Source organism: Agarivorans sp. QJM3NY_33 (assembly GCF_050870865.2).
Classification (GTDB): Bacteria; Pseudomonadota; Gammaproteobacteria; order Enterobacterales; family Celerinatantimonadaceae; genus Agarivorans.
The window spans coordinates 2779541-2799284 of record NZ_CP194039.2; the positions used below are offsets into that span (position 1 = coordinate 2779541).

The window sequence follows — 19744 nt, forward strand, 5'->3', positions numbered from 1 at the left end:
TCGCAGTCTGAGGCTCTCTGATAAGCTTGGCTTGGTTGTTTTCAATTCATCTGACAAATTCAATATTTTAGCTCGACTCATTTCGAGAACAAAACACCACAGCATTACGCCCCTTCGCCTTTGCCTGATACATCGCAACGTCGGCACATTTAAGAATATCCTGTTCAGCCACTTCTAGGCCAACAAACAACGCAACACCAATACTTGAGCTGCAGTGATGTTCAATCGTAGACGCTTGTTTGCCAGCGTTTCGCCGCTGAATGAAGTAAGGTTTAGCCAACGCTTCGCGAATTTTTTCGGCGACCAGTGCAGCCTGATTGACCGCACATTGACGATTACAATGTAATTCATTCAACATCACCACAAATTCATCTCCCCCCACCCGTGCAACCGTATCCATTGCCCGGACACTTGCACTAATACGTCGACCCACTTCAATTAACAATTCATCACCCACTTCATGGCCAAAATGGTCATTGAGTGGTTTGAAATGATCCAGATCTAAAAACAGTAAAGCCGTATAAAGACGACTGCGCTCGCTAGCAAGCATCGTCTGAATCAAGCGCTGATGTAATAATCGACGGTTTGGCAATTGGGTTAATGTATCTTTAAATGCCAGCTCCCGGATCTCTTCTTCGGCCTTTTTCTGCTCGGTAACATCTTCCGTGATCCCCATAATTCTGAGCACATCTCCAAAATTGTTTTTGATCGGAACAAAACAAGACTTCAAGGTGTCGAGATAAGCCGCAATGGGGTGAAATTCAAAGTGAACAATTTCCCCCTGATAAGCTCTTTTCAACAAGTCTGCCACTCGCGCTCTATCAGCAAAACTTATAAAGTTTAAAAAGGAACAACCTATCACTTGCTGTTCCTGCTGCACATGAAGCATCCGCAACCCGGCTTTACTCATCGATGTAACTTTGCCACCCATATCGATTTCATGAATACATACCGGGGAGTTATCCAGAAACAAACGGTGATTACGTTCATTTTCGCGTAACACTCGATTAATTTTTTCGTTCTCTTTTAGCGCGGCTTCTAATTGGCGGGTACGCTGACGCACTTGTTGCTCTAACGCGGCGGCGGTCTGAAATAAATAAAATCCCGAATTTCGTTCTACAGCGCTGGCGTCACACTCTGCGCGATCCATTAAAGACTCGACCATTTTGTTTAAACGGATCACCTCCGCCTGTAAGTCCGCATATGAAGGAGATAAGAGTTTCACCATGACTGACTGTTTTCCGCGTTCTGAGAGGTCGAACCAATCGCAATACCAGTTAAAGTCTGGTTCATATGGACACCGTAATATTGTTCGCCGTAGCTGTTAAAGCCGATAGCATGGTGTGCATCGAGTTGTTCGGCGATCAAAAGATTAATGCCTTTCTCAACAGCTTCCAATCTGCGTAGAATACAATCACACACGATCACCAGCTGAATAGAACCAAGCTTTTCGGTCACGCACTCCAAGCTGTGCCTTACATTCTCAAGCATGTGTCCGCTCTCCCCAATTCTAAAGACAACGCCCTCTTCGATGGCACCAAAGAACGACAAACTGCCATCGGAGTTAACCTTCTGAATGGAACGGACATACTCGCAAGTACCAATTAAGACCACCATAGGGGAAGCAGCAAACACCGCACTATTCAACTGGTGTTCCGCCACTCCAACCAATCTTGCGTACTCAGAAGCGGCTGGTAATCCATTAATCTCAATAACTCTGCGGCTTTGGGTGTCGGCTTTAGTGACCACCAAACGTTCGGTATTACCAACAAAGTGATGGGTGGTAAATACAAGGAAAGGCAAACGAGTGTGAACCACCATCAGCACTGCGCTATTAACATGAAACTGCCCTTGGAAAAACACATAAGTATTGCTGTACCGTTGGTCATCAGCCGCAGAGCCACCCAGCGAGACAATATCTCCCAAGGCATCTTGCAGGGCATGCGCCACCATTTCTTCCTGTTTGGACAAACCATCAATCAACATGAATGCAAAACTATTCGCCACATCAAATTTCGGCTCTTTACTTTTGAGTTGCTGCAATAAGCTTTGCACACACTGATGCCCCTGATTGCGCTCAAAGTTTTGCAAATCATTGAGCAAGCCGCACGCGACGGTAAAATGATCTGCGGCAAAGCTGACGCCAACTAAACTATGTTGCAAAAGACCAACAGGGCCTATTTCACCAGCGGTGGTACACCCCACCACCTGAACGCCTCGAAACCAGCGGTTCATCTCCTGGCTCAAGCGCTCAAGGTCATATTGACTAGAACAAAAAAATAGCACGAAAGACATATCAGGCTGCTTCACAGCTTGATAAAATTCGGCAACGGCTACAGTCGCGTCGACGGCTTGCGATTGTCCTAAATTAACATTTTTTATCTTCATGTAGCACACCTATATGACTCGCGCTTGTCAAACAAGCTTTGGACCGCAGCAGAACCGCCGACTACAGGTCATTTTTAATTAAGTATATACAGCCATTAGTATTTTAGTTAATTTTCAGACAATAGATAAGTCGACTCTTAGCTCATTTTTTAGTCTCACCTCTCCCAAATATGAATCTTGCGTAGCACCAGCACGAGTGACAACTTAATCGGTTTTTACGAAATTTAGTATTGGTACTGTCGCCTTAAAATGACTATTCACTCAATGCAGCAACAATGTAGTTAGCAACAAATAGCGCTTTTGTCGTAAAACAGAGCTGTGTAAACTGGGGACTTTGCGCCAATTTACGGAATCAATATGGATTTATCCATTTTATTAATATTTATCCCTACTTTCTTTTTTGTTTCGATAACCCCGGGCATGTGTATGACGCTCGCCATGACCTTAGGTATGACCATTGGCCTGCGTCGTACCTTATGGATGATGCTTGGGGAAATGCTAGGGGTTGGCATTGTCGCTATCTTGGCGGTGTTAGGGGTGGCCGCAATCATGTTGCGCTACCCTGAGGTATTTATGATATTGAAATGGATTGGCGGCGCTTATCTCGGCTACTTAGGGATTCAAATGTGGCGTTCCAGGGGCAAGATGGCCATCCCGGATACCATCGCTGAGCCTCAGCAAGTGCAACGCTCACAACTGGTGATCCAAGGCTTTGTGACAGCTATTGCCAATCCCAAAGGTTGGGCTTTTATGATTTCGCTACTCCCCCCCTTCATCCAACCCAACTATTCGCTGAGCCTGCAATTGGGTCTATTAGTGGGAATTATTCTAGTTTCAGAATTTGTTTGTATGAGTCTCTACGCCACCGGCGGTAAAACCCTGCGAGTGTTTTTAAATCAAAGTGGTAATGTTCGTTTGCTTAACCGAATTTCAGGCAGTTTAATGATTTGCGTAGGGATTTGGTTAATATCCAGCTAATCTCGCACTTGCTCTAAGCGCATCAGCCAAGGTACTCACAACAAAAAACCGGCTTGAGCCGGTTTTTTGTTGATACGCCATGCGTTATAAACTCGCCAGATAGTTGCGCCACCCACCATAAGCGGTGATCTCTTGAGCATTAGCAATCGCATAACCTTCACAGATAAAACTGTTCACCCATTGACCATCAGCCAGCTCCACCTTGCCCAAGCCAAGTGGCTGAGCAATGCCCTGTAAAAAACGGCCCAACTGTTCACTGGGCATACGCCATACTTCGAGTTCAATCGCCTGCCCCTAGGCTTCATCGCGAATTAAACCAGGTCGAGCAGGCGGCCCCCCTGCTAAAGCATACAAACGATAGCAACTTGCGCTGGTGGTTTGTTTCAGCAGACTCGCACCGCGTTCCAATAACTGGTGGTTTAAGGCCAAACCAGATAAATGTGCGCCACAGACTGCCAGCTCAATTGTCTCGCTTGAGGACGCAAGTGTTGAGAGCTCAGCTAAGGGCGGCAAAGGCTGTCCGGTGGCACCGAGGGGATAGCCATCGTGTTGCTGCAACAAGGCCGCAATGCTCAGCAACTTACGGTCATGATGAGCTTGGCTAAACAGGGTGATCCCAAAGGGTAGACCGGAACTTTGAAAGCCCGCGGACAGCGAAATAGCACTGTAATCCAATAGGTTCATAAAGTTAGTGTAATAACCCATGTTGGAATTCAGCTGGATCGGATCGGCGGCCAACTGCGCGATAGTATAACTACTGCCTGCTGTGGGGGTCACGATGGCATCAACCGCCTCGACGATGGGATCACATTGCTTTTTAAAGGCTTGCAGCTTGTAAAAGGCTTTAAACGCGTCAACAGCGCTAATCTCTTTGGCACCGCCAATAATGGTTTGAATCACCGGCAAACAACGCGAGGCATCTTGCTGCATAAACGATTCGATAGCCGCATAACGCTCCGCTACCCACGGCCCTTCGTATAATAACTTAGCCGCTATCAGGAACGGTTCAAAATCAATTTCAACCAATTCGGCACCCAAGTCTTGCAGCTGCGTCAAACTCTCAGCAAACAACTGTTGGTTCTCTTGATTGCCAAAAAACGCCAGTTGTCCGGCTTGCGGCACCGCGATTCTATAGCCAGTGAGTTTCTGAACTGGCTGATAGTGACTGGACGTGTTGCTGGCAACATTGGCTCGAGCGTAGCAGTCCTGGCTATCGTATTGTCCGGCGACGTCTAATAAAACATTAAGATCATCGGTGCTATGGGCAAAAATAGTGACACAATCTAAACTCTTACATGCCGGAACCACGCCACGACAGCTGAGCAGGCCTTTGGTGGCCTTTAGTCCCAGAATATTATTCAGCGCCGCTGGAACTCGTCCCGAACCCGCCGTGTCGGTGCCAAGCGAAAAACACACTTGAGCCGTCGCCACGCTGACGGCACTCCCGGAGCTGGATCCCCCCGAAATGTATTCAGGGTCGAAGCTATTGGTCACCGCTCCCCAAGGACTGCGCGTACCCACCAAACCGGTGGCAAATTGATCGAGGTTGGTCTTCCCCAAAGGCACTGCGCCCGCCTTAATCAAGGCATCCACCACAAAGGCGTTGCTTGTCGGTGAATACGCGTACTCTTTACAGCCGGCGGTAGTGGTTAAACCAGCGACATCGATATTATCTTTAACTGCAAAAGGCACCCCATAAAGCGGTAAGTCTTCAATGTTTTGTGCTTCCAGCGCCCGCACATAGATTGCCAGTTGAGAGTCGTCGATCAGCGAGATCCAACAATTGTGACTATCGTTTCTTGCCGCCTCAAGCTGTTGCTGTAAATAAGCAGCAGGGCTGGTTTGTTGATTTAAATACGCCGTGCGCAATTGAGTTAGTGTTGCAAATATTTCCATTATAAAGTCTCCAATACCATCAAGCGTTGCCCGGCTTGTACTTGCGAGCCCTGGTTTAAATTTAATTGCGTAATTGTGCCACTCTGCGGTGCCAGCACTTCCAGTTCCATTTTCATTGCTTCTAATACAGCGACAACCTGGCCAGCTTTCACTTGTTGACCGGGTGCCACCATCAGCTGCCACAGGTTGCCAGCCACATGGCTATCAATTCCCAATTCGCTTGCCTTTAAGACACTCTCTTGCATGGGCGTTTGTTCCAGCAATTCGCTGGAAAAATGGGCTTGGCCAGTTTCTTCCCAGCGTTGCCGCTCGGCCTCAAAAGCCTGTTGTTGAGTTTTTTTAAACTGCTGAATACTGTCTTGCTGTTGTTCAAGCAAGTTCTGATAGTCGGCTAATCCAAATTCTGTGGTTTCAATCTTTAAGGGATAATCACCCCGAGGAAAATCGCTGCGGATCTGCTTTAACTCTGCTGCACTCACCGGATAAAACTTAATTTGATCGAAGAAGCGCAATAACCAAGGTTGAGTAAACTCTGCCGTGGTGCGATAACGATTCCACATTTGTAAGGTTCGACCCACAAACTGGTAACCACCGGGACCTTCCATGCCATACACACACAAATAGGCCCCCCCAATGCCCACCGCATTTTCCGGCGTCCAGGTGCGGGCTGGATTATATTTGGTGGTGACTAAGCGATGCCGCGGATCAATAGGAGTTGCTACCGGCGCACCTAAATACACGTCGCCCAAGCCCATCACCAAGTAATTGGCATTAAATACTATTTGTTTGACTTGCTCGGCAGACGCCAAACCATTAATCCGGCGGATAAACTCAATGTTATCGGGGCACCAGGGCGCATTCTTACGCACCACCTCATTGTATTTTTGAATGGCTAAACGAGTTGCTTCGTCATCCCAGGACAGTGGCAAATGCACCACGCGGGCGGGAACCCTGAGCTGGTCAATATTCCCCAGTTGCGCCTCGGCAAGCTCAAGCTGTTTCAGTAACTCAGCCAACGGCAGCTGTAGGTTGTTATAGTGAATTTGTAAGGAGCGGATCCCCGGCGTTAGCTCTTCAACCCCCACAATGGCCATGTTCTGTAAGCGCAACATTAAAGCATGCACTCGAAAACGCAGCGCAATGTCCAGCCGCTGCGGCCCATACTCCACCAACAAATAGTCCTCGCCCGCCGGGCGATAAACCACTTTCTCACCATATTGTTGGCTACCAAGCGTTTTAACCACCGGACTGCTTAAAGGGGCAGCTTTTAGTTGTAAGCGACTCACTCGGCCCAGAGCGAGCAAACGCAGCTGCTCACGTTCAGCTTGCTCAGCTTGGGCAATACTCACCGGTACAAAACGGATACGATCACCGGCCTTAAGTTGCCCCATTTTCCAAAGATCGGCCTTGATGATGGTTGCTGGACATACAAAACCGCCCAGACTTGGGCCATCGGGGCCCAAGATCACCGGCATATCTCCGGTAAAATCGATACTCCCCACCGCATAGGCGTTATCGTGGATATTGGAAGGATGCAAGCCTGCTTCGCCACCATCGGTACGCGCCCATTCCGGCTTCGGACCAATTAACCGCACCCCGGTCCGGCTGGAATTAAAGTGCACCTGCCAACTGGCCGAAAAAAACTGGGCAATGTCATCGTCGGTGAAGAAGTCGGGCGCGCCATGCGGCCCGTAAATCACGTGAATGGTCCATGCGTCACTGATCGGCGGTTTCTCACTGAGCTCGCGACTTACGATGAATTCATCGGTTTCACTATAGGCGCTGTGAGGATCAAGCTGCAATACATCGCCAGTGCGCAAGGCTCGACCCGCATGACCACCAAACTGGCCTAAGGTGAATGTGGATTGACTACCTAAGTAGTCCGGGCATTGGATCCCCCCGCTCACCGCCAAATAAGCCCGAGCACCACTGCCAGTCACCTGACCGAGTCGCAGCGTCTGCCCTGCTTCAACTTTGAGCACCCGCCACATGGCGGTAACTTGCTCATCAATAAAAACTTCAATGTCTGCGCCAGCCACCGCAACTAAACAAGCCTGATTAAACCGCAGCGTAGGTCCCTGAAGGGTAATTTCTAATGCCGCAGCACCGGCGTGATTATTCACCAACTGATTCGCTAATTGAAAACTCAAGGCGTCCATTGGCCCCGAAGGCGGCACCCCAATATCCCAATAGCCGGTTCGAGCCGGATAGTCCTGAATGGTGGTTTGAGTGCCCGGCGCCAACACATCGATAGTCGCCGGGTGATAAGCAAATTGATTCAGACTACTGGTGAGTAACTTCCCGCTTTGAACTATCGGCTGAAGTAACAATTGCTTCAGGTAGGCGAGATTATGTTCGATCCCGTAAATTTCAGTGGCCTCTAGTGTTGCCAGTAAGCCCTTCAGCGCAGCTTCTCGATCTTCGGCTAAAAACTGCACTTTGGCCAGCATCGGATCAAAAAATGGCGATACTTCGAGACCACTCTCTATCCAGTGATCAATGCGTAGTTGTTGCTGCGAATTTTGCGTAACCTGCGCCTCATCCGGCCAGGCAACATGACTAAGCAGCCCGGCATTGGGCTGGAAATCTTTATTGGGATCTTCGGCATATAGCCGTGCCTGGATAGCGTGTCCCTTAGCGGTAATTGACTTCGCACGAGCGGCTAAATTGAAGCTTTGCTGATTTTTTTGGGCATCCCCCAACTCCAGCATCCACTGTACTAAATCCACGCCGTACACCAATTCGGTAACGCCATGCTCAACCTGCAAACGAGTGTTCACTTCCAAAAAATAAAAGGCCTGGGCTTGCTGATCGAATACAAATTCGACCGTACCGGCACTGCGATAGTGAATACTGCTGGTTAACTGTCGCGCGGTCTGCTGCAATTGCTGACGAAGCTGCGGACTCAAGTTAGGCGCCGGGGTTTCTTCAATCACCTTTTGGTTACGCCGCTGCGCCGAACAGTCACGCTCACCCAGCGTAAGCACCTCCCCCTCGCCATTACCAAAAACTTGTACTTCGATATGGCGAGCCTGAGTAATAAATTTCTCTAAAAACAAACCGGCATTACTAAAATTGTTCTCGCTCAGTCGTTTCACGCTATCAAAGGCCTGAGCCAGTTGTTCACGGTTGTCACAACGCTGCATGCCAATACCGCCACCGCCGGCAGTACTTTTAAGCATCACCGGATACCCCAAACGTTCAGCTTCAAGTAGCGCCTGCTCTGCAGTATCGAGCAGCTCACTGCCCGGCAATAAGGGAACCTTGGCTTGCTCAGCCAGCTGGCGCGCACGATGTTTGAGACCAAAAGCATTCATTTGCTCGGCGCTGGGTCCCAAAAACACCAAGCCACGTTGTTCACATTGCTGAACAAATTGCTGGTTTTCACTTAAGAAGCCGTAGCCGGGATGGATTGCCTGAGCGCCGCTGCGCCTGGCAATCTCAAAAATCTTGTCACTCGCCAGATAAGTTTGGCTAGCCCCACCCTCTCCGAGACTATAGGCTTCAGTCGCCTGACTCACATGCAGACTATCGGCATCCGCTTCACTATAAATAGCAACGCTGGCAATGCCCATTTTATTGAGGGTTCGAATAATCCGACAAGCAATGGCACCGCGGTTGGCTATCAATACTTTTTCGAACATAAATACACCTAAAAACTGCGGGTCGTCCCGGCTAGATGACAAGGCTGTTTGAGGGTCGTCCCTCGCCTAGGATTTGTAAGCACCGAAACGGGTGTTTATAGTTAAATCAATAACAGTTAAGCCGCATCCCATACCAAGACTTCAACCGGGCTTGGATGATAGGCGTTGCAGGGGTTATTCAGTTGCGGACAATTGGACAGCAACACAATGACATCCATTTCGGCAACCAGCTCCACATATTTGCCCGCACCACTGATCCCATCTTCAAAACTTAAACCACCCGCGTCGGTGACTGGCACATTCATGAAAAAGTTAATGTTGTGAGTAATATCGCGCTTAGTTAAACCAAACTGCGGGTTCTCGGCTACGGCTAACAACCAGCTATCGCGGCAGGCATGCATGCACTTTTTCTCAAGCGCGTAACGCACGGTATTGCTTTCGGTGGCGCAGGCACCGCCCAAGGTGTCATGACGACCACAGGTATCGGCGCTGATACGTAACATCGGCTGGCCAAGGTTCGATAACAAGCTGCTGCCAGCGCTCAGATAAACATTAGCCTGCTCGCGAATCGTGTCGATGGCGCTATAACGTTCACTGGGATCATTGGCGTTATAAAATAAAGTATCCGCCGCCTGGTTGCCTTCCAGATCCAGGATCCGCAAGCTCTGACCCGCTTTGATAACTTGCATATAGTAATCACCCGCCGGAACCACATCACGTCGACTGGCAAGAGCGGGATTTTGAGGGCTTTCTACAATCATGATCAATCCTTACAATCTTCAAAACTTTTAGTGGCAGCCGCTCGTTTCGGCTGACAACGAGACAACGCAACGATAACGCTCGGTATTTTCAAATCCCCGAGCATTTTCCGGTCTAAAGTTACGACAATAGTCGTCATCTGCCACAGGCTCCGCTTCAAGCATCGCTATCTCGACTGAAAATCGGGGATAAGTTGGTGAAGGGTCCATCGGATGAGGGCAGCTACTCATCAGTATCAGGGTGTCCATTTCAAAGCGTAATTCGATCACATCTCCTGCTTGACTAAAGCCCTCGGCAAAACTCAGGTTCCCCTGTTGATCCGCAGCAACCTTACTAAACAGATTCAGATTTGCGCTTAGGTCACGCTGACCAAGGCCGTATTTGGCTAACTCCACCAACATGCTGTCGTAACCATTTTGTAGCCATTGATTACGGTCGTTTTGATAGCTGCGCGAGCCCCACTTCTGGCTGACTTTTTGTTTGTTTGCCAAGCCACCAACGGTATCGATCCAGCCACTGTCATCCCGCACTACCGAGCAAAAAATACGCCCCATATCGGAGTATAAACAGTTGCCCTTGCTTAACTTGAAGGTATGCTGACATTTGAGGGTATCGGGTGCATTGTATCGTTCAAGCAAATTTTTCGGGTTATAAAACAACAGACTAAGATTGGCCCCTCCGTCAGTGTTCGTAAAACGTAAGGTTTTGCCCGCAGGCACCACAACTGACCAATGACTGGCCGCTGGAATAGTTTCTTGATAAATTATTTGTTGCATAATGTCATCCTATTTTGCGAAGCAAGTCTGGGCTGCCATGGGCAAATTATTGCCTAGCGCCTCGCTATAATTATCTTTAGAAATGGGGATATCAAAGGTCACCTGCGCACCATAGCGCTCTGGATGCTGTGCATCATGGCGATGTTTATCGAATACCCACAAACGATTGCCTAAACGAAACCCCTCGGAAAGGTCATGAGTAATCATAAAAATGGTGAGTTTGCGCTCTTGCCACAACTGATCAATCAGCTGGTGCATATCTTTGCGGATCCCCGGGTCGAGGGCACCAAAGGGTTCATCTAACAATAAGATCCGTGGCTGTTTCATCAACGCTTGAGCAATCGCCAAACGCTGTTGCATCCCCCCAGATAACTCTGCCGGGTAGCGCTGGGCAGCCTGAGCTAAGCCCACCTTAGCCAACATCGCCTGCGCCCTTTGTTCAGCCTGTTGTTTCGCTCGACCAAATAAACGCACCAGGATCCCCGAATGTTCAAACACCTCCGCTAACATCACATTTTGCAAAGCAGTGAGATGCGGAAATACTGAATACTTCTGGAATACGATACCCCGCTCAGAACTTGGCTCTTGCGGCAGCGGCTGACCATCTAGCAACAGCTCTCCTCGCGTGACTCGCTCATTGCCCAATAACAAATTGAGAAAGGTCGACTTACCACAACCCGAAGCACCAACAATGCTGACAAAGTCACCTTCCATAACTTGTAGATTTAGCCGCTCGAGTACCACATTGTCGCCATACTCTTTCCATAAATTGTTCGCTTGAATAATTGCGCTACTCATTCGCCTTCTCCTTGGGTTTGGTGATACCAGCAAAAAGCATAAGCCGAGAATTTGCGGAGCAGCCAATCCATGGCGAAAGCCAGCAAGCTGATCCAAAGCACGTATGGAAGGATCACATCCATAGCCAAATAGCGGCGGATCAAGAAGATCCGGTAGCCCAAACCTTCGGTTGCCGCGATAGCTTCTGCCGCTATTAAAAACAACCAGGCACTGCCCAAAGTTAAGCGCACACTTTCGATCAGCTTCGGTAAAATTTGTGGTAATACCACGCCCACGATGGTTTGCCAGCTGGAAGCACCCAGAGTTTGCGCCTTAACAATTTGCTCTTGAGGCAAGGCATCGGTGCGCAACTGCAAATCCCGGATCATGATGGGACAGATCCCAATAATGATTAACATCACCTTGGACAGCTCACCCAAGCCAAAAATGATGAACAAGATTGGCAATATCGCCATTGGCGGTATCAGCGACAACGCTGTCACCAACGGCGACATCGGGGCTCGAACATAGGGCACCATACCATTAGCAACACCAATCACTAAGGCGATAAAGGCACTGATACTGACTCCCATCAGCAAGCGACTCAAACTAGCAAGGGTATCCGCTAGCATTAAAAATTCGCCGCTACGTTTACTCGGTTCAAAAGCCATCCTCTGGACCGCATCCACAAAACTGGACATCGCTGGCAATAACTTATCGTTGGGGTTATCAACCAGTCGAGCCTGTGATGCCAGCATATAAATAATGATCAACAGCACAAAAGGAAGTAAGCCTAAAATCAGCCGCGCTAAGCGGCTGGGTTTACGATTGATGATTCGGGTCATGAGCTGGCCTTATAGTTTGCCTTGCGCTGCCATTTCCATATACGAAGGATTAAATCTGAGTTTAATGTTGTTGCTATCGCCGTAGACACCCGCTGGCGTTTCAATGCCAATAAACCCAGCATCGGGCGCACCATCCCCCAGTAATCCGTGTTGATAGGAAAATTCGGCAACCTTAGCCATCGTTGCCTTTAAAGTAAGACTGTTGGTAAAATCGACCGCATCGTTGGGGGTGTAGAACATCTTGGTCGAGGCTAACTGTGCTTCGTAGCCAGCCAAATCGGTACCTGAAGCGTCTGCCATAAAGGTTTTCGCCTTGATTGCTGCAGCGTCATTACCCGACATAGTGGTCATGATTTCGAACCAGGCCCCAGTCAAGGCCTTACCTAGAGCAGGATTCTGCTCAAGGGTGTCGCTATTGACGACCAATAAATCGATGATCTCGCCGGGAATTTTCGAAGAATCGAACACCAGTTTGGTATCTGGCATCGCGACTATTTCGCTCAGTAGAGGATTCCAGGTGGTTACAGCCGTGACATCATCGGTGGTAAAGGCTGCGACTAAGTCGGCGTCGGAGGTATTCACCACGCTGAGATCACGTTCCGCTAAATTCACAGACTCTAAACCACGCGCGAGTAGATAATGGGAAACACTTAACTCAACTAGATTGACTTTTTGGCCTTTGAGATCCGCTAAAGACTTGTCACCTTTCAGCACCACCCCATCATTACCATTAGAGAAATCGCCGACGATTAAGGCAGTGGAATCAACGCCACTTGCCGCTGGAATGGTCAGTGCATCCATATTGGTCATTACCGTGGCATCAAAAGCCCCAGCAGTGTATTGGTTAATTGACTCGATATAGTCGTTTACTTGCACCACATCGATATTGATATTGTATTTGTCAGCCCATTTTTTAACGATGCCTGTCGCAGCACCATAATCCCATGGCATCCAACCAACATAGATGGTCCATGCTAATCGATAACTAGGTTTGTCTGCAGCATGCGCAATTTGTGTGGTGCTGGCAACAGTGGCACTGATCAAGGTAGCCGCTAGGGCAAGTTTACGGAGTGGCTTTTTAGCGAGTTTAAACATGTTCACCTCATTGTGGTTATACACTTAAAATAAAAACATGAGAGACGTAAGTACTGTCGTCTCCCGGGCTTTTATCCCTCCGTGTAACCCCATATGAGGTTGACAACTCTCGGTCCAGTCACTGCAAGCAGTCGGAACCCTAGATGTCTATTGCAAATTATGGTGGCGGCTTTAGATGTTGCCTGAACTTACATCTCTCATGTCGCAATTTTACCAAAGCAATGGCTGTGCAAAAAATGCCTGTTTGCACCATCACATCGCGACACTCAAGCCGCTCAAGAGGCCTATGACTCCCTTCATTTACGGATGTTATTAAGGAGACGATATACGGTATATCTAGACAGCCAAGATACCGCTCAAAAGATCGCAACACCACCAACTCGCTCAGACATGGTCGCTAAACTGCTCCGAAATCCATTTGCCGACCACTTGCATTGCCGCGGAATTACTTACAAGATCCAAATGTCCAACATCTTCGATGATACTTACATCGCCATCACTGTTGGCGCGGATCAATGCTTGGTATTGCTCAGCCATGAATGCCTCATCTAGGCGACCCACAACCAACAACAGCGGCACCTTAATCGCTTGTAACTCCCGTTGATAATGTTTAGGAGCATAGGATTTATTCAAACGATAACTATAACTATCGGTTTCGCTGCCATCACGAAATGCGCTGGGGAGATTAAAGCTAATCACTTTAAGATGATTAAGTGCTTTAAAACCGAATCGATTCACCAACTCTAAGCCAATAATTCGGCGAATAAAGGGGCGAGCCCATCCCCCCGAGTTGTGCCTCATGGTAGGGGCTTGATAGTGAAGATAAGGCGCCAACAATAAATAACCGTCGATGGCTCGTTCTGGCGCACTGCCCGCAAAGCGCAAGGCTAAACCGCCACCAGAAGAGTGTCCTGCCAGCAGGATTTTTGTCTGAGGCGAAGCTTCGTGAATCAAATCAATGAAATCAGTCAAGTCATCATTATATTGACCAATATAATCCACATCACCACGACGACATGGATTCATCCCATGCCCCCGTAAATCCGGCGTATAAACCTTCGCGATACCTTGGCGAGCAAGATGAGAGGCTAAAGGCTCCAGATAGCCACTGTGCCATCCAGAGCCATGTAACAAGATCAAAACAATGTCACTATCCGCTGGATAATACCGATAATCTAGGGAAGTCCCATCTCTTGCAATATAACGCGAGCACTTGGCTAAGCATTTTACCTGAGTCAGTCGTTTATAATCGAGTCCTGAATGGTTCTCGACTCGGCTTGGAACCTGCGGGATCAGAATCAAACACAATACGCTCAAGCCAACAATCATTACGATGACTAAGCTGGTCACAAATAAGTTTATCATGCTACTTTCCATTGCTCGTCCTCCTCACCCCTTCGATACTTGCTACTTTAGTCCGCACAGGCCAATAACAACAAACGCCGTTGCCATTTAAATTAGTTAAATTCTGACTAACTGGGATAAATGCATCATAAAGCGACTCGTGGTGAGTCTAAGAGATAATGTAAGAATTGAAGTAGCATGTTGTACACATGGCAGCATTTTTTAAGCCAATTAGCGCTAGCTTAAATACTCGACGACTGGCACCACAAATGAACACTTGAGCGAAAGATGTAAAAAAGCCAGTAGCAAATGCTACTGGCTTTTTTGAATTGGTGCCCGGGGCCGGACTTGAACCGGCACGTCCTTTCAGACGAGGGATTTTAAATCCCTTGTGTCTACCAATTTCACCACCCGGGCAAAAAGTTTAAATCTTCGTCTCAGCACGATTGCCTGAGAACGAGGCGTACTTTAACGTATTCAAAAAATGAGTCAACCATAAATTAAAGATTTTTGTTCAAGTGCTCAAAAAGCGATCTGCATGGCTAATTCTGCTTCTCGGCACCGCCAATTGAACAGATGTAAATCAGGCCTCACTATATAGCGTCATCACGGAAAATGTTTAATACTGCTGCAGTGATAGATCAATAAAGCGAGATTATTGATGCTGAACTCTGCGTTTAACTTCGCTAGTTTATACCAAGCTAAGTAAAAACATGACCTAATTAAGGCTTGGTAAGACTTCAGGAAAACCAAAAACCAGAAGGCTACCGTTTTTAACTTCTGAGCAAAGAGAGCAATATGCACAAAGTGGACGACTGACAGATGCCAATATCCACGCTTATGCCATGAAAATTTTGGCAAGCATGACCACCCAGACTCCATCTATTATCTGCTCGACTATATGCGCTTTCATGGATAACTTCCCGCTCTAAATACCTTAAGCAATTTCAAGAAACACAGGACTATTTTAAAAAATTTAAACTCGAAACGACCCTTAAGATCCTAGGGCATAAGGCTCTAGAGTGGGTTGATGAGTGGTTTCAGGATGAAACCAGATTTGAGCAACAAAAAGCAATTTATGGGCTGAAAGAGGAAAGCGTCCAAGAACGGTGAAACAACAGTTTGAAGTTTGAGTATGCCCATCTGTTTGGTTCAATCTGGTGAGGCCATCGTCGTCTCTTGGGTCAATAAAGACATATGATAGAACATTTAAAGCAAATATCATTAGTCACAGAAAAGGGACGTCAGTCCTTGTTGTGAATGGCGCAGGGTGACATACGGAAGATATTGCCAATCAATTTAATAACATCACGATCATCAAACTATCACCATATTCCCCAGAGTTAAACCCTATAGAACAGGTATAGAGTTGGTTAAGCCAACACTGCCTAGCCAATTAAAGCTGCAGTGATTATGATGAATTTGTTGACCCGTTTATGCAGCATGGAATAGGTTCTTGCAATGCACGCAGCAGGTCGAAAAGATATATTCTAGGAAATGGATTGACCTGACCAGCTAATCTTCAGATTGCTATCAGCCTTAGAGCGAAGAGGAATGATGGAATAGCAGACACAAAAAAACCAGCTTCAATGCTGGTTACTACTGCAATATGGAGGCGGGTCCCGGAGTCGAACCGAGGTCCACGGATTTGCAATCCGCTGCATAGCCACTCTGCCAACCCGCCACGCAGTTTTAGAAATTTGGAGCGGCACATCGGGTTCGAACCGATGACCTCAACCTTGGCAAGGTTGCGCTCTACCAACTGAGCTAGTGCCGCTTAACTTACAATCACTATTTAGAATGAATCAGAGTTCAACCAAGGTTGCGCTACTCTTTATACCCACACTGAGCTAGTGCCGCTTAACTTACAATCACTATTTAGTATGAATCAGAGTTCAACCAAAGTTGCGCTACTCTTTATACCCACACTGAGCCAGTGCCGCTTAACTTACAATCACTATTTAGTATGAATCAGAGTTCAACCAAGGTTGCGCTACTCTTTATACCCACACTGAGCTAGTGCCACTTAACTTACAATCACTATTTAGTATGAATCAGAGTTCAACCAAGGTTGCGCTACTCTTTATACCCACACTGAGCTAGTGCCGCTTAATCTCAACTCAAAGAAGGAGTTGGTGCCCGGGGCCGGACTTGAACCGGCACGTCCTTTCAGACGAGGGATTTTAAATCCCTTGTGTCTACCAATTTCACCACCCGGGCGACACAATTTTATAGTAATGGAGGCGGGTCCCGGAGTCGAACCGAGGTCCACGGATTTGCAATCCGCTGCATAGCCACTCTGCCAACCCGCCATACTATGGTTTTTCTATTACTGTAAATTTGGAGCGGCACATCGGGTTCGAACCGATGACCTCAACCTTGGCAAGGTTGCGCTCTACCAACTGAGCTAGTGCCGCTTAACTTACAATCACTATTTAGCGTGAATCAGAGTTCAACCAAGGTTGCGCTACTCTCTATACCCACACTGAGCCAGTGCCGCTTAACTTACAATCACTATTTAGCGTGAATCAGAGTTCAACCAAGGTTGCGCTACTCTCTATACCCACACTGAGCTAGTGCCGCTTATCTTACAATCACTATTTAGCGTGAATCAGAGTTCAACCAAGGTTGCGCTACTCTCTATACCCACACCGAGCTAGTGCCGCTTAACTTATTTTACTGTTTAGTAAACTGAACCTTCAACCGAAGTTGCTCCGTACTTAAAACACTAAACAATTCCCTAAGTCGTTTCGCTAAATCCACCAGAGAACTGCGTTCCCGCTGAATGTGCTGTGCATTTTAGCGAGCTAAATCTTTACGTCAACAGTCTTTTTCCAACTTTCTAACTGTTCGCCTGATTTTTAGTCGAAAGCCGCTATTTATTGGCCACTTTGTCGTAAATCTGGCCATGCTAAAACCAAATAACTGATCATTGACCACAAGGTAAGTACAGTGGCGGCAAAAAAGAGCCCAAAACTAAGTTGATCGATCAAAGGATTAAGCTGAGCGGTTAATCCAGTTATCGCAGCCATTTGCGCCGCGGTTTTATATTTACCGATCCAAGAAACCGCTACACTAGAGCGTTTACCAAGTTCAGCCATCCATTCGCGTAACGCAGAAATTATAATTTCTCGAGATATCATGATTAAAGCGGGAATAGTTATCCACATCGACTGATAATGTTCAACCAATACCACCAATGCAGCGACCACCATCGCCTTATCCGCCACAGGATCCAAAAAGGCACCAAAGGGTGTGGTTTGGCCGAGCCTGCGTGCTAAATAGCCATCTAAGTAATCAGTTGCTGCCGCTAAACCAAAAATAAATGCTGCAGCTAACATTCCCCACTCTACCGGAAGGTAAAAGGCGACCAAAAAAAACGGAATCAACACAACTCTAAACGCGGTTAGTATATTTGGTATATTTATCATTATTTTTCATTTATAAAACTACTGGCGCTATGTTGCCTAATCTTGCTTAGTGATGCAACGTATCATGGATTTTTTGCGCCAATGCAGGGCTAATTCCCGGTACTTTTTTCAATTCATCAACACTTGCACTCTTCATTTGCTGCATTCCACCTAAATGAGTCAACAAGGCTTGACGACGTTTCGCACCGATCCCGGGGATCTCTTCTAAGATACTGGTCTTGCGAGCCTTGTCGCGACGGTTACGGTGTCCTGTAATGGCAAAGCGATGACTTTCATCTCGAATATGTTGAATTAAGTGCAGCGCAGCTGAATCACTGGGTAAATGTAACTCGGTCATTGCCTTACCGATAAGCAATGTTTCCAAACCGGGTTTACGAGTCGTCCCCTTCGCGACCCCCACCAACAAAGGCATCGGTACCAAGTTCAACGGCTCAATACTAGCAAAAGCCGCCGATAACTGACCTTTTCCGCCATCGATAAACAAAATGTCGGGCATTTTTTCAGCTAATTGGGCTTTTTGATAACGACGTTTCAGTGCTTGTGCCATTGCAGCGTAGTCATCCCCCCCAGTAATACCTTCAATATTAAATCGTCGATATTCAGATTTATTCGGTCCTTGGCGATCAAACACCACACAAGAAGCTACCGTACGTTCGCCTTGCGTATGACTAATATCGAAACATTCCATCCGTTTAATTGGCATATCTCGTTTAAGCAAACTCTCAAGCTCAGTCACCCGATGATGAATAGTCGCTTCCTGATTGAGCTTGGTTAATAATGCATTTTCAGCATTAGTATTTGCTAAAGCAACAAATCTAAACTTTTCGCCACGTTTTGGGATACTCAGTTTAACTTTCACACCCAATTCGATTTCTATCGCATTTTCAATCTCTGGCCAGTCTCCTTCGACATCAGGTAACAACACTTCATTCGGCTGGTTGCCCTTTCGCTGCTCAGAGAGATAGTACTGAATAACAAAACTACGCAATACCTCGGGGAGTTCAGTTTGTTTGGGGACCTTTGGATAATACGAACGACTACCTAACACTTGACCGTCACGGATCAACAGTAGATGCACCACCGCAATGCCATTTCTAAACGCGAAACCCAGCACATCACTTTGGGCTGTATTACCGCTCACAAATTGTTGTTCCTGCACTTTACGTAAGGCTTGAATTTGATCGCGAAAAGTCGCAGCGGCTTCAAACTGAAGTTGTTCACTCGCCTGTGACATCTTATCTGCCAACTGATTAATCACCTGCTGGCTTTTACCTTTTAAGAAGAGGCTAGCCAGCTCGACCTGCTGGCAATAGTCTTGCTCGCTCACTAAGTTGACGCAAGGTGCAGAACAGCGTTTTAACTGGTATTGCAGACAGGGGCGCTGACGATTGGCGTATTCACTATCACTGCACTGGCGGATCGGAAATAATTTCTGCATCAAGTGCAAACTTTCACGCACTGCGCTGCCGTTAGGGTAAGGTCCAAAATAGTGTCCTTTGGCCCGTTTAGCACCGCGATGCATCGAGATCCGTGGATGTTTATGCTGACTAATTAAAATATAAGGGTAAGACTTATCATCTCGCAATAATACATTATATTTAGGCAGATATTTCTTAATTAAATTGTGCTCCAAAATCAAAGCTTCGGTCTCGGTATGAGTGACCGTAACTTCAATTCGGGCAATGTTAGTGACTAAGGCGCGGGTTTTCTTGCTATCGACCGTTTTTCGAAAATAACTGGTTAAACGTTTTTTTAAAGACTTCGCTTTACCAACATAAATCACCTCGTCTGCGGCGTTATACATCATGTAT

At 47.2% G+C, this 19744-nt stretch carries 12 protein-coding genes, 6 tRNA genes, 1 pseudogene and 1 riboswitch; of the genes and pseudogenes, 1 reads left to right on the forward strand and 18 read right to left on the reverse strand.

Going from position 1 to position 19744, the window contains the following annotated elements; all coding sequences use genetic code 11:
• Positions 1-67: 67 nt before the first annotated feature.
• Positions 68-1228 carry a diguanylate cyclase gene (locus ACRRSY_RS12515; protein ID WP_432463319.1) on the reverse strand — a complete coding sequence of 387 codons (1161 nt, stop codon included), beginning with the start codon at positions 1226-1228 and terminating at the stop codon, positions 68-70.
• Positions 1222-2388: a nitric oxide-sensing protein NosP gene (gene nosP, locus ACRRSY_RS12520; RefSeq protein WP_432459513.1), complete on the reverse strand. Its 1167-nt coding sequence runs from the start codon at positions 2386-2388 to the stop codon at positions 1222-1224. The genes ACRRSY_RS12515 and nosP overlap by 7 nt, the downstream gene beginning before the upstream one ends.
• Before the next feature lie 357 nt (positions 2389-2745).
• On the opposite strand from nosP, the gene ACRRSY_RS12525 reads away from it, so the two are divergent.
• Complete coding sequence (locus ACRRSY_RS12525) at positions 2746-3366, forward strand: LysE family translocator (protein WP_432459514.1); 621 nt, start codon at positions 2746-2748, stop codon at positions 3364-3366.
• An 84-nt stretch (positions 3367-3450) separates the two neighbouring features.
• Here the strand turns inward: ACRRSY_RS12525 and atzF are convergent.
• The 16 genes and pseudogenes from atzF to uvrC form a co-directional block, all read right to left on the reverse strand.
• A pseudogene (atzF, locus tag ACRRSY_RS12530) lies at positions 3451-5262 on the reverse strand (allophanate hydrolase).
• Positions 5262-8906, reverse strand: a complete 3645-nt coding sequence (uca, locus tag ACRRSY_RS12535; RefSeq protein ID WP_432463320.1) for an urea carboxylase — start codon at positions 8904-8906, stop codon at positions 5262-5264. The pseudogene atzF and the gene uca overlap by 1 nt, the downstream one beginning before the upstream one ends.
• 116 nt (positions 8907-9022) lie before the next feature.
• Positions 9023-9667: an urea amidolyase associated protein UAAP2 gene (locus ACRRSY_RS12540; RefSeq protein WP_432463321.1), complete on the reverse strand. Its 645-nt coding sequence runs from the start codon at positions 9665-9667 to the stop codon at positions 9023-9025.
• A 27-nt stretch (positions 9668-9694) separates the two neighbouring features.
• The gene (locus tag ACRRSY_RS12545) at positions 9695-10441 is read right to left on the reverse strand and encodes an urea amidolyase associated protein UAAP1 (RefSeq protein ID WP_432463322.1); all 747 of its coding nucleotides are present in this window, start codon (positions 10439-10441) and stop codon (positions 9695-9697) included.
• Between the two features lie 9 nt (positions 10442-10450).
• Entirely contained in the window at positions 10451-11239 is a 789-nt protein-coding gene (locus ACRRSY_RS12550) for an ABC transporter ATP-binding protein (RefSeq protein ID WP_432463323.1), read from the reverse strand.
• Positions 11236-12063, reverse strand: a complete 828-nt coding sequence (locus ACRRSY_RS12555) for an ABC transporter permease (RefSeq protein ID WP_432463325.1) — start codon at positions 12061-12063, stop codon at positions 11236-11238. The genes ACRRSY_RS12550 and ACRRSY_RS12555 overlap by 4 nt, the downstream gene beginning before the upstream one ends.
• Before the next feature lie 9 nt (positions 12064-12072).
• A complete protein-coding gene (locus ACRRSY_RS12560) occupies positions 12073-13158 on the reverse strand; it encodes a putative urea ABC transporter substrate-binding protein (protein ID WP_432463326.1) in 1086 nt (361 codons plus the stop codon).
• 58 nt (positions 13159-13216) lie between these two features.
• Positions 13217-13312: riboswitch (guanidine-I (ykkC/yxkD leader) on the reverse strand.
• A 230-nt stretch (positions 13313-13542) separates the two neighbouring features.
• Entirely contained in the window at positions 13543-14523 is a 981-nt protein-coding gene (locus tag ACRRSY_RS12565; RefSeq protein WP_432463327.1) for an alpha/beta hydrolase, read from the reverse strand.
• A 309-nt stretch (positions 14524-14832) separates the two neighbouring features.
• Positions 14833-14919, reverse strand: a tRNA-Leu gene (locus ACRRSY_RS12570).
• A 1193-nt stretch (positions 14920-16112) separates the two neighbouring features.
• Positions 16113-16186 (reverse strand) — tRNA-Cys (locus tag ACRRSY_RS12575).
• A 17-nt stretch (positions 16187-16203) separates the two neighbouring features.
• Positions 16204-16279 (reverse strand) — tRNA-Gly (locus tag ACRRSY_RS12580).
• Positions 16280-16635: 356 nt separating this feature from the next.
• Positions 16636-16722 (reverse strand) — tRNA-Leu (locus ACRRSY_RS12585).
• Positions 16723-16740: 18 nt separating this feature from the next.
• Positions 16741-16814, reverse strand: a tRNA-Cys gene (locus ACRRSY_RS12590).
• Between the two features lie 29 nt (positions 16815-16843).
• Positions 16844-16919 (reverse strand) — tRNA-Gly (locus tag ACRRSY_RS12595).
• Positions 16920-17381: 462 nt separating this feature from the next.
• Positions 17382-17936, reverse strand: coding sequence for a CDP-diacylglycerol--glycerol-3-phosphate 3-phosphatidyltransferase (pgsA, locus tag ACRRSY_RS12600; RefSeq protein WP_432456176.1), 555 nt, complete (start codon positions 17934-17936; stop codon positions 17382-17384).
• Between the two features lie 43 nt (positions 17937-17979).
• Entirely contained in the window at positions 17980-19740 is a 1761-nt protein-coding gene (gene uvrC, locus ACRRSY_RS12605) for an excinuclease ABC subunit UvrC (RefSeq protein ID WP_439033357.1), read from the reverse strand.
• Positions 19741-19744 lie beyond the last annotated feature (4 nt).

Excerpts from the sequence above, each read along its gene's own strand:
- ACRRSY_RS12515 (WP_432463319.1), bottom strand. The coding sequence starts at position 1,228 with ATGGTGAAACTCTTATCTCCTTCATATGCGGACTTACAGGCGGAGGTG.
- nosP (WP_432459513.1), bottom strand. The coding sequence starts at position 2,388 with ATGAAGATAAAAAATGTTAATTTAGGACAATCGCAAGCCGTCGACGCG.
- ACRRSY_RS12525 (WP_432459514.1), top strand. The coding sequence starts at position 2,746 with ATGGATTTATCCATTTTATTAATATTTATCCCTACTTTCTTTTTTGTT.
- uca (WP_432463320.1), bottom strand. The coding sequence starts at position 8,906 with ATGTTCGAAAAAGTATTGATAGCCAACCGCGGTGCCATTGCTTGTCGG.
- ACRRSY_RS12540 (WP_432463321.1), bottom strand. The coding sequence starts at position 9,667 with ATGATTGTAGAAAGCCCTCAAAATCCCGCTCTTGCCAGTCGACGTGAT.
- ACRRSY_RS12545 (WP_432463322.1), bottom strand. The coding sequence starts at position 10,441 with ATGCAACAAATAATTTATCAAGAAACTATTCCAGCGGCCAGTCATTGG.
- ACRRSY_RS12550 (WP_432463323.1), bottom strand. The coding sequence starts at position 11,239 with ATGAGTAGCGCAATTATTCAAGCGAACAATTTATGGAAAGAGTATGGC.
- ACRRSY_RS12555 (WP_432463325.1), bottom strand. The coding sequence starts at position 12,063 with ATGACCCGAATCATCAATCGTAAACCCAGCCGCTTAGCGCGGCTGATT.
- ACRRSY_RS12560 (WP_432463326.1), bottom strand. The coding sequence starts at position 13,158 with ATGTTTAAACTCGCTAAAAAGCCACTCCGTAAACTTGCCCTAGCGGCT.
- ACRRSY_RS12565 (WP_432463327.1), bottom strand. The coding sequence starts at position 14,523 with ATGATAAACTTATTTGTGACCAGCTTAGTCATCGTAATGATTGTTGGC.
- uvrC (WP_439033357.1), bottom strand. The coding sequence starts at position 19,740 with ATGATGTATAACGCCGCAGACGAGGTGATTTATGTTGGTAAAGCGAAG.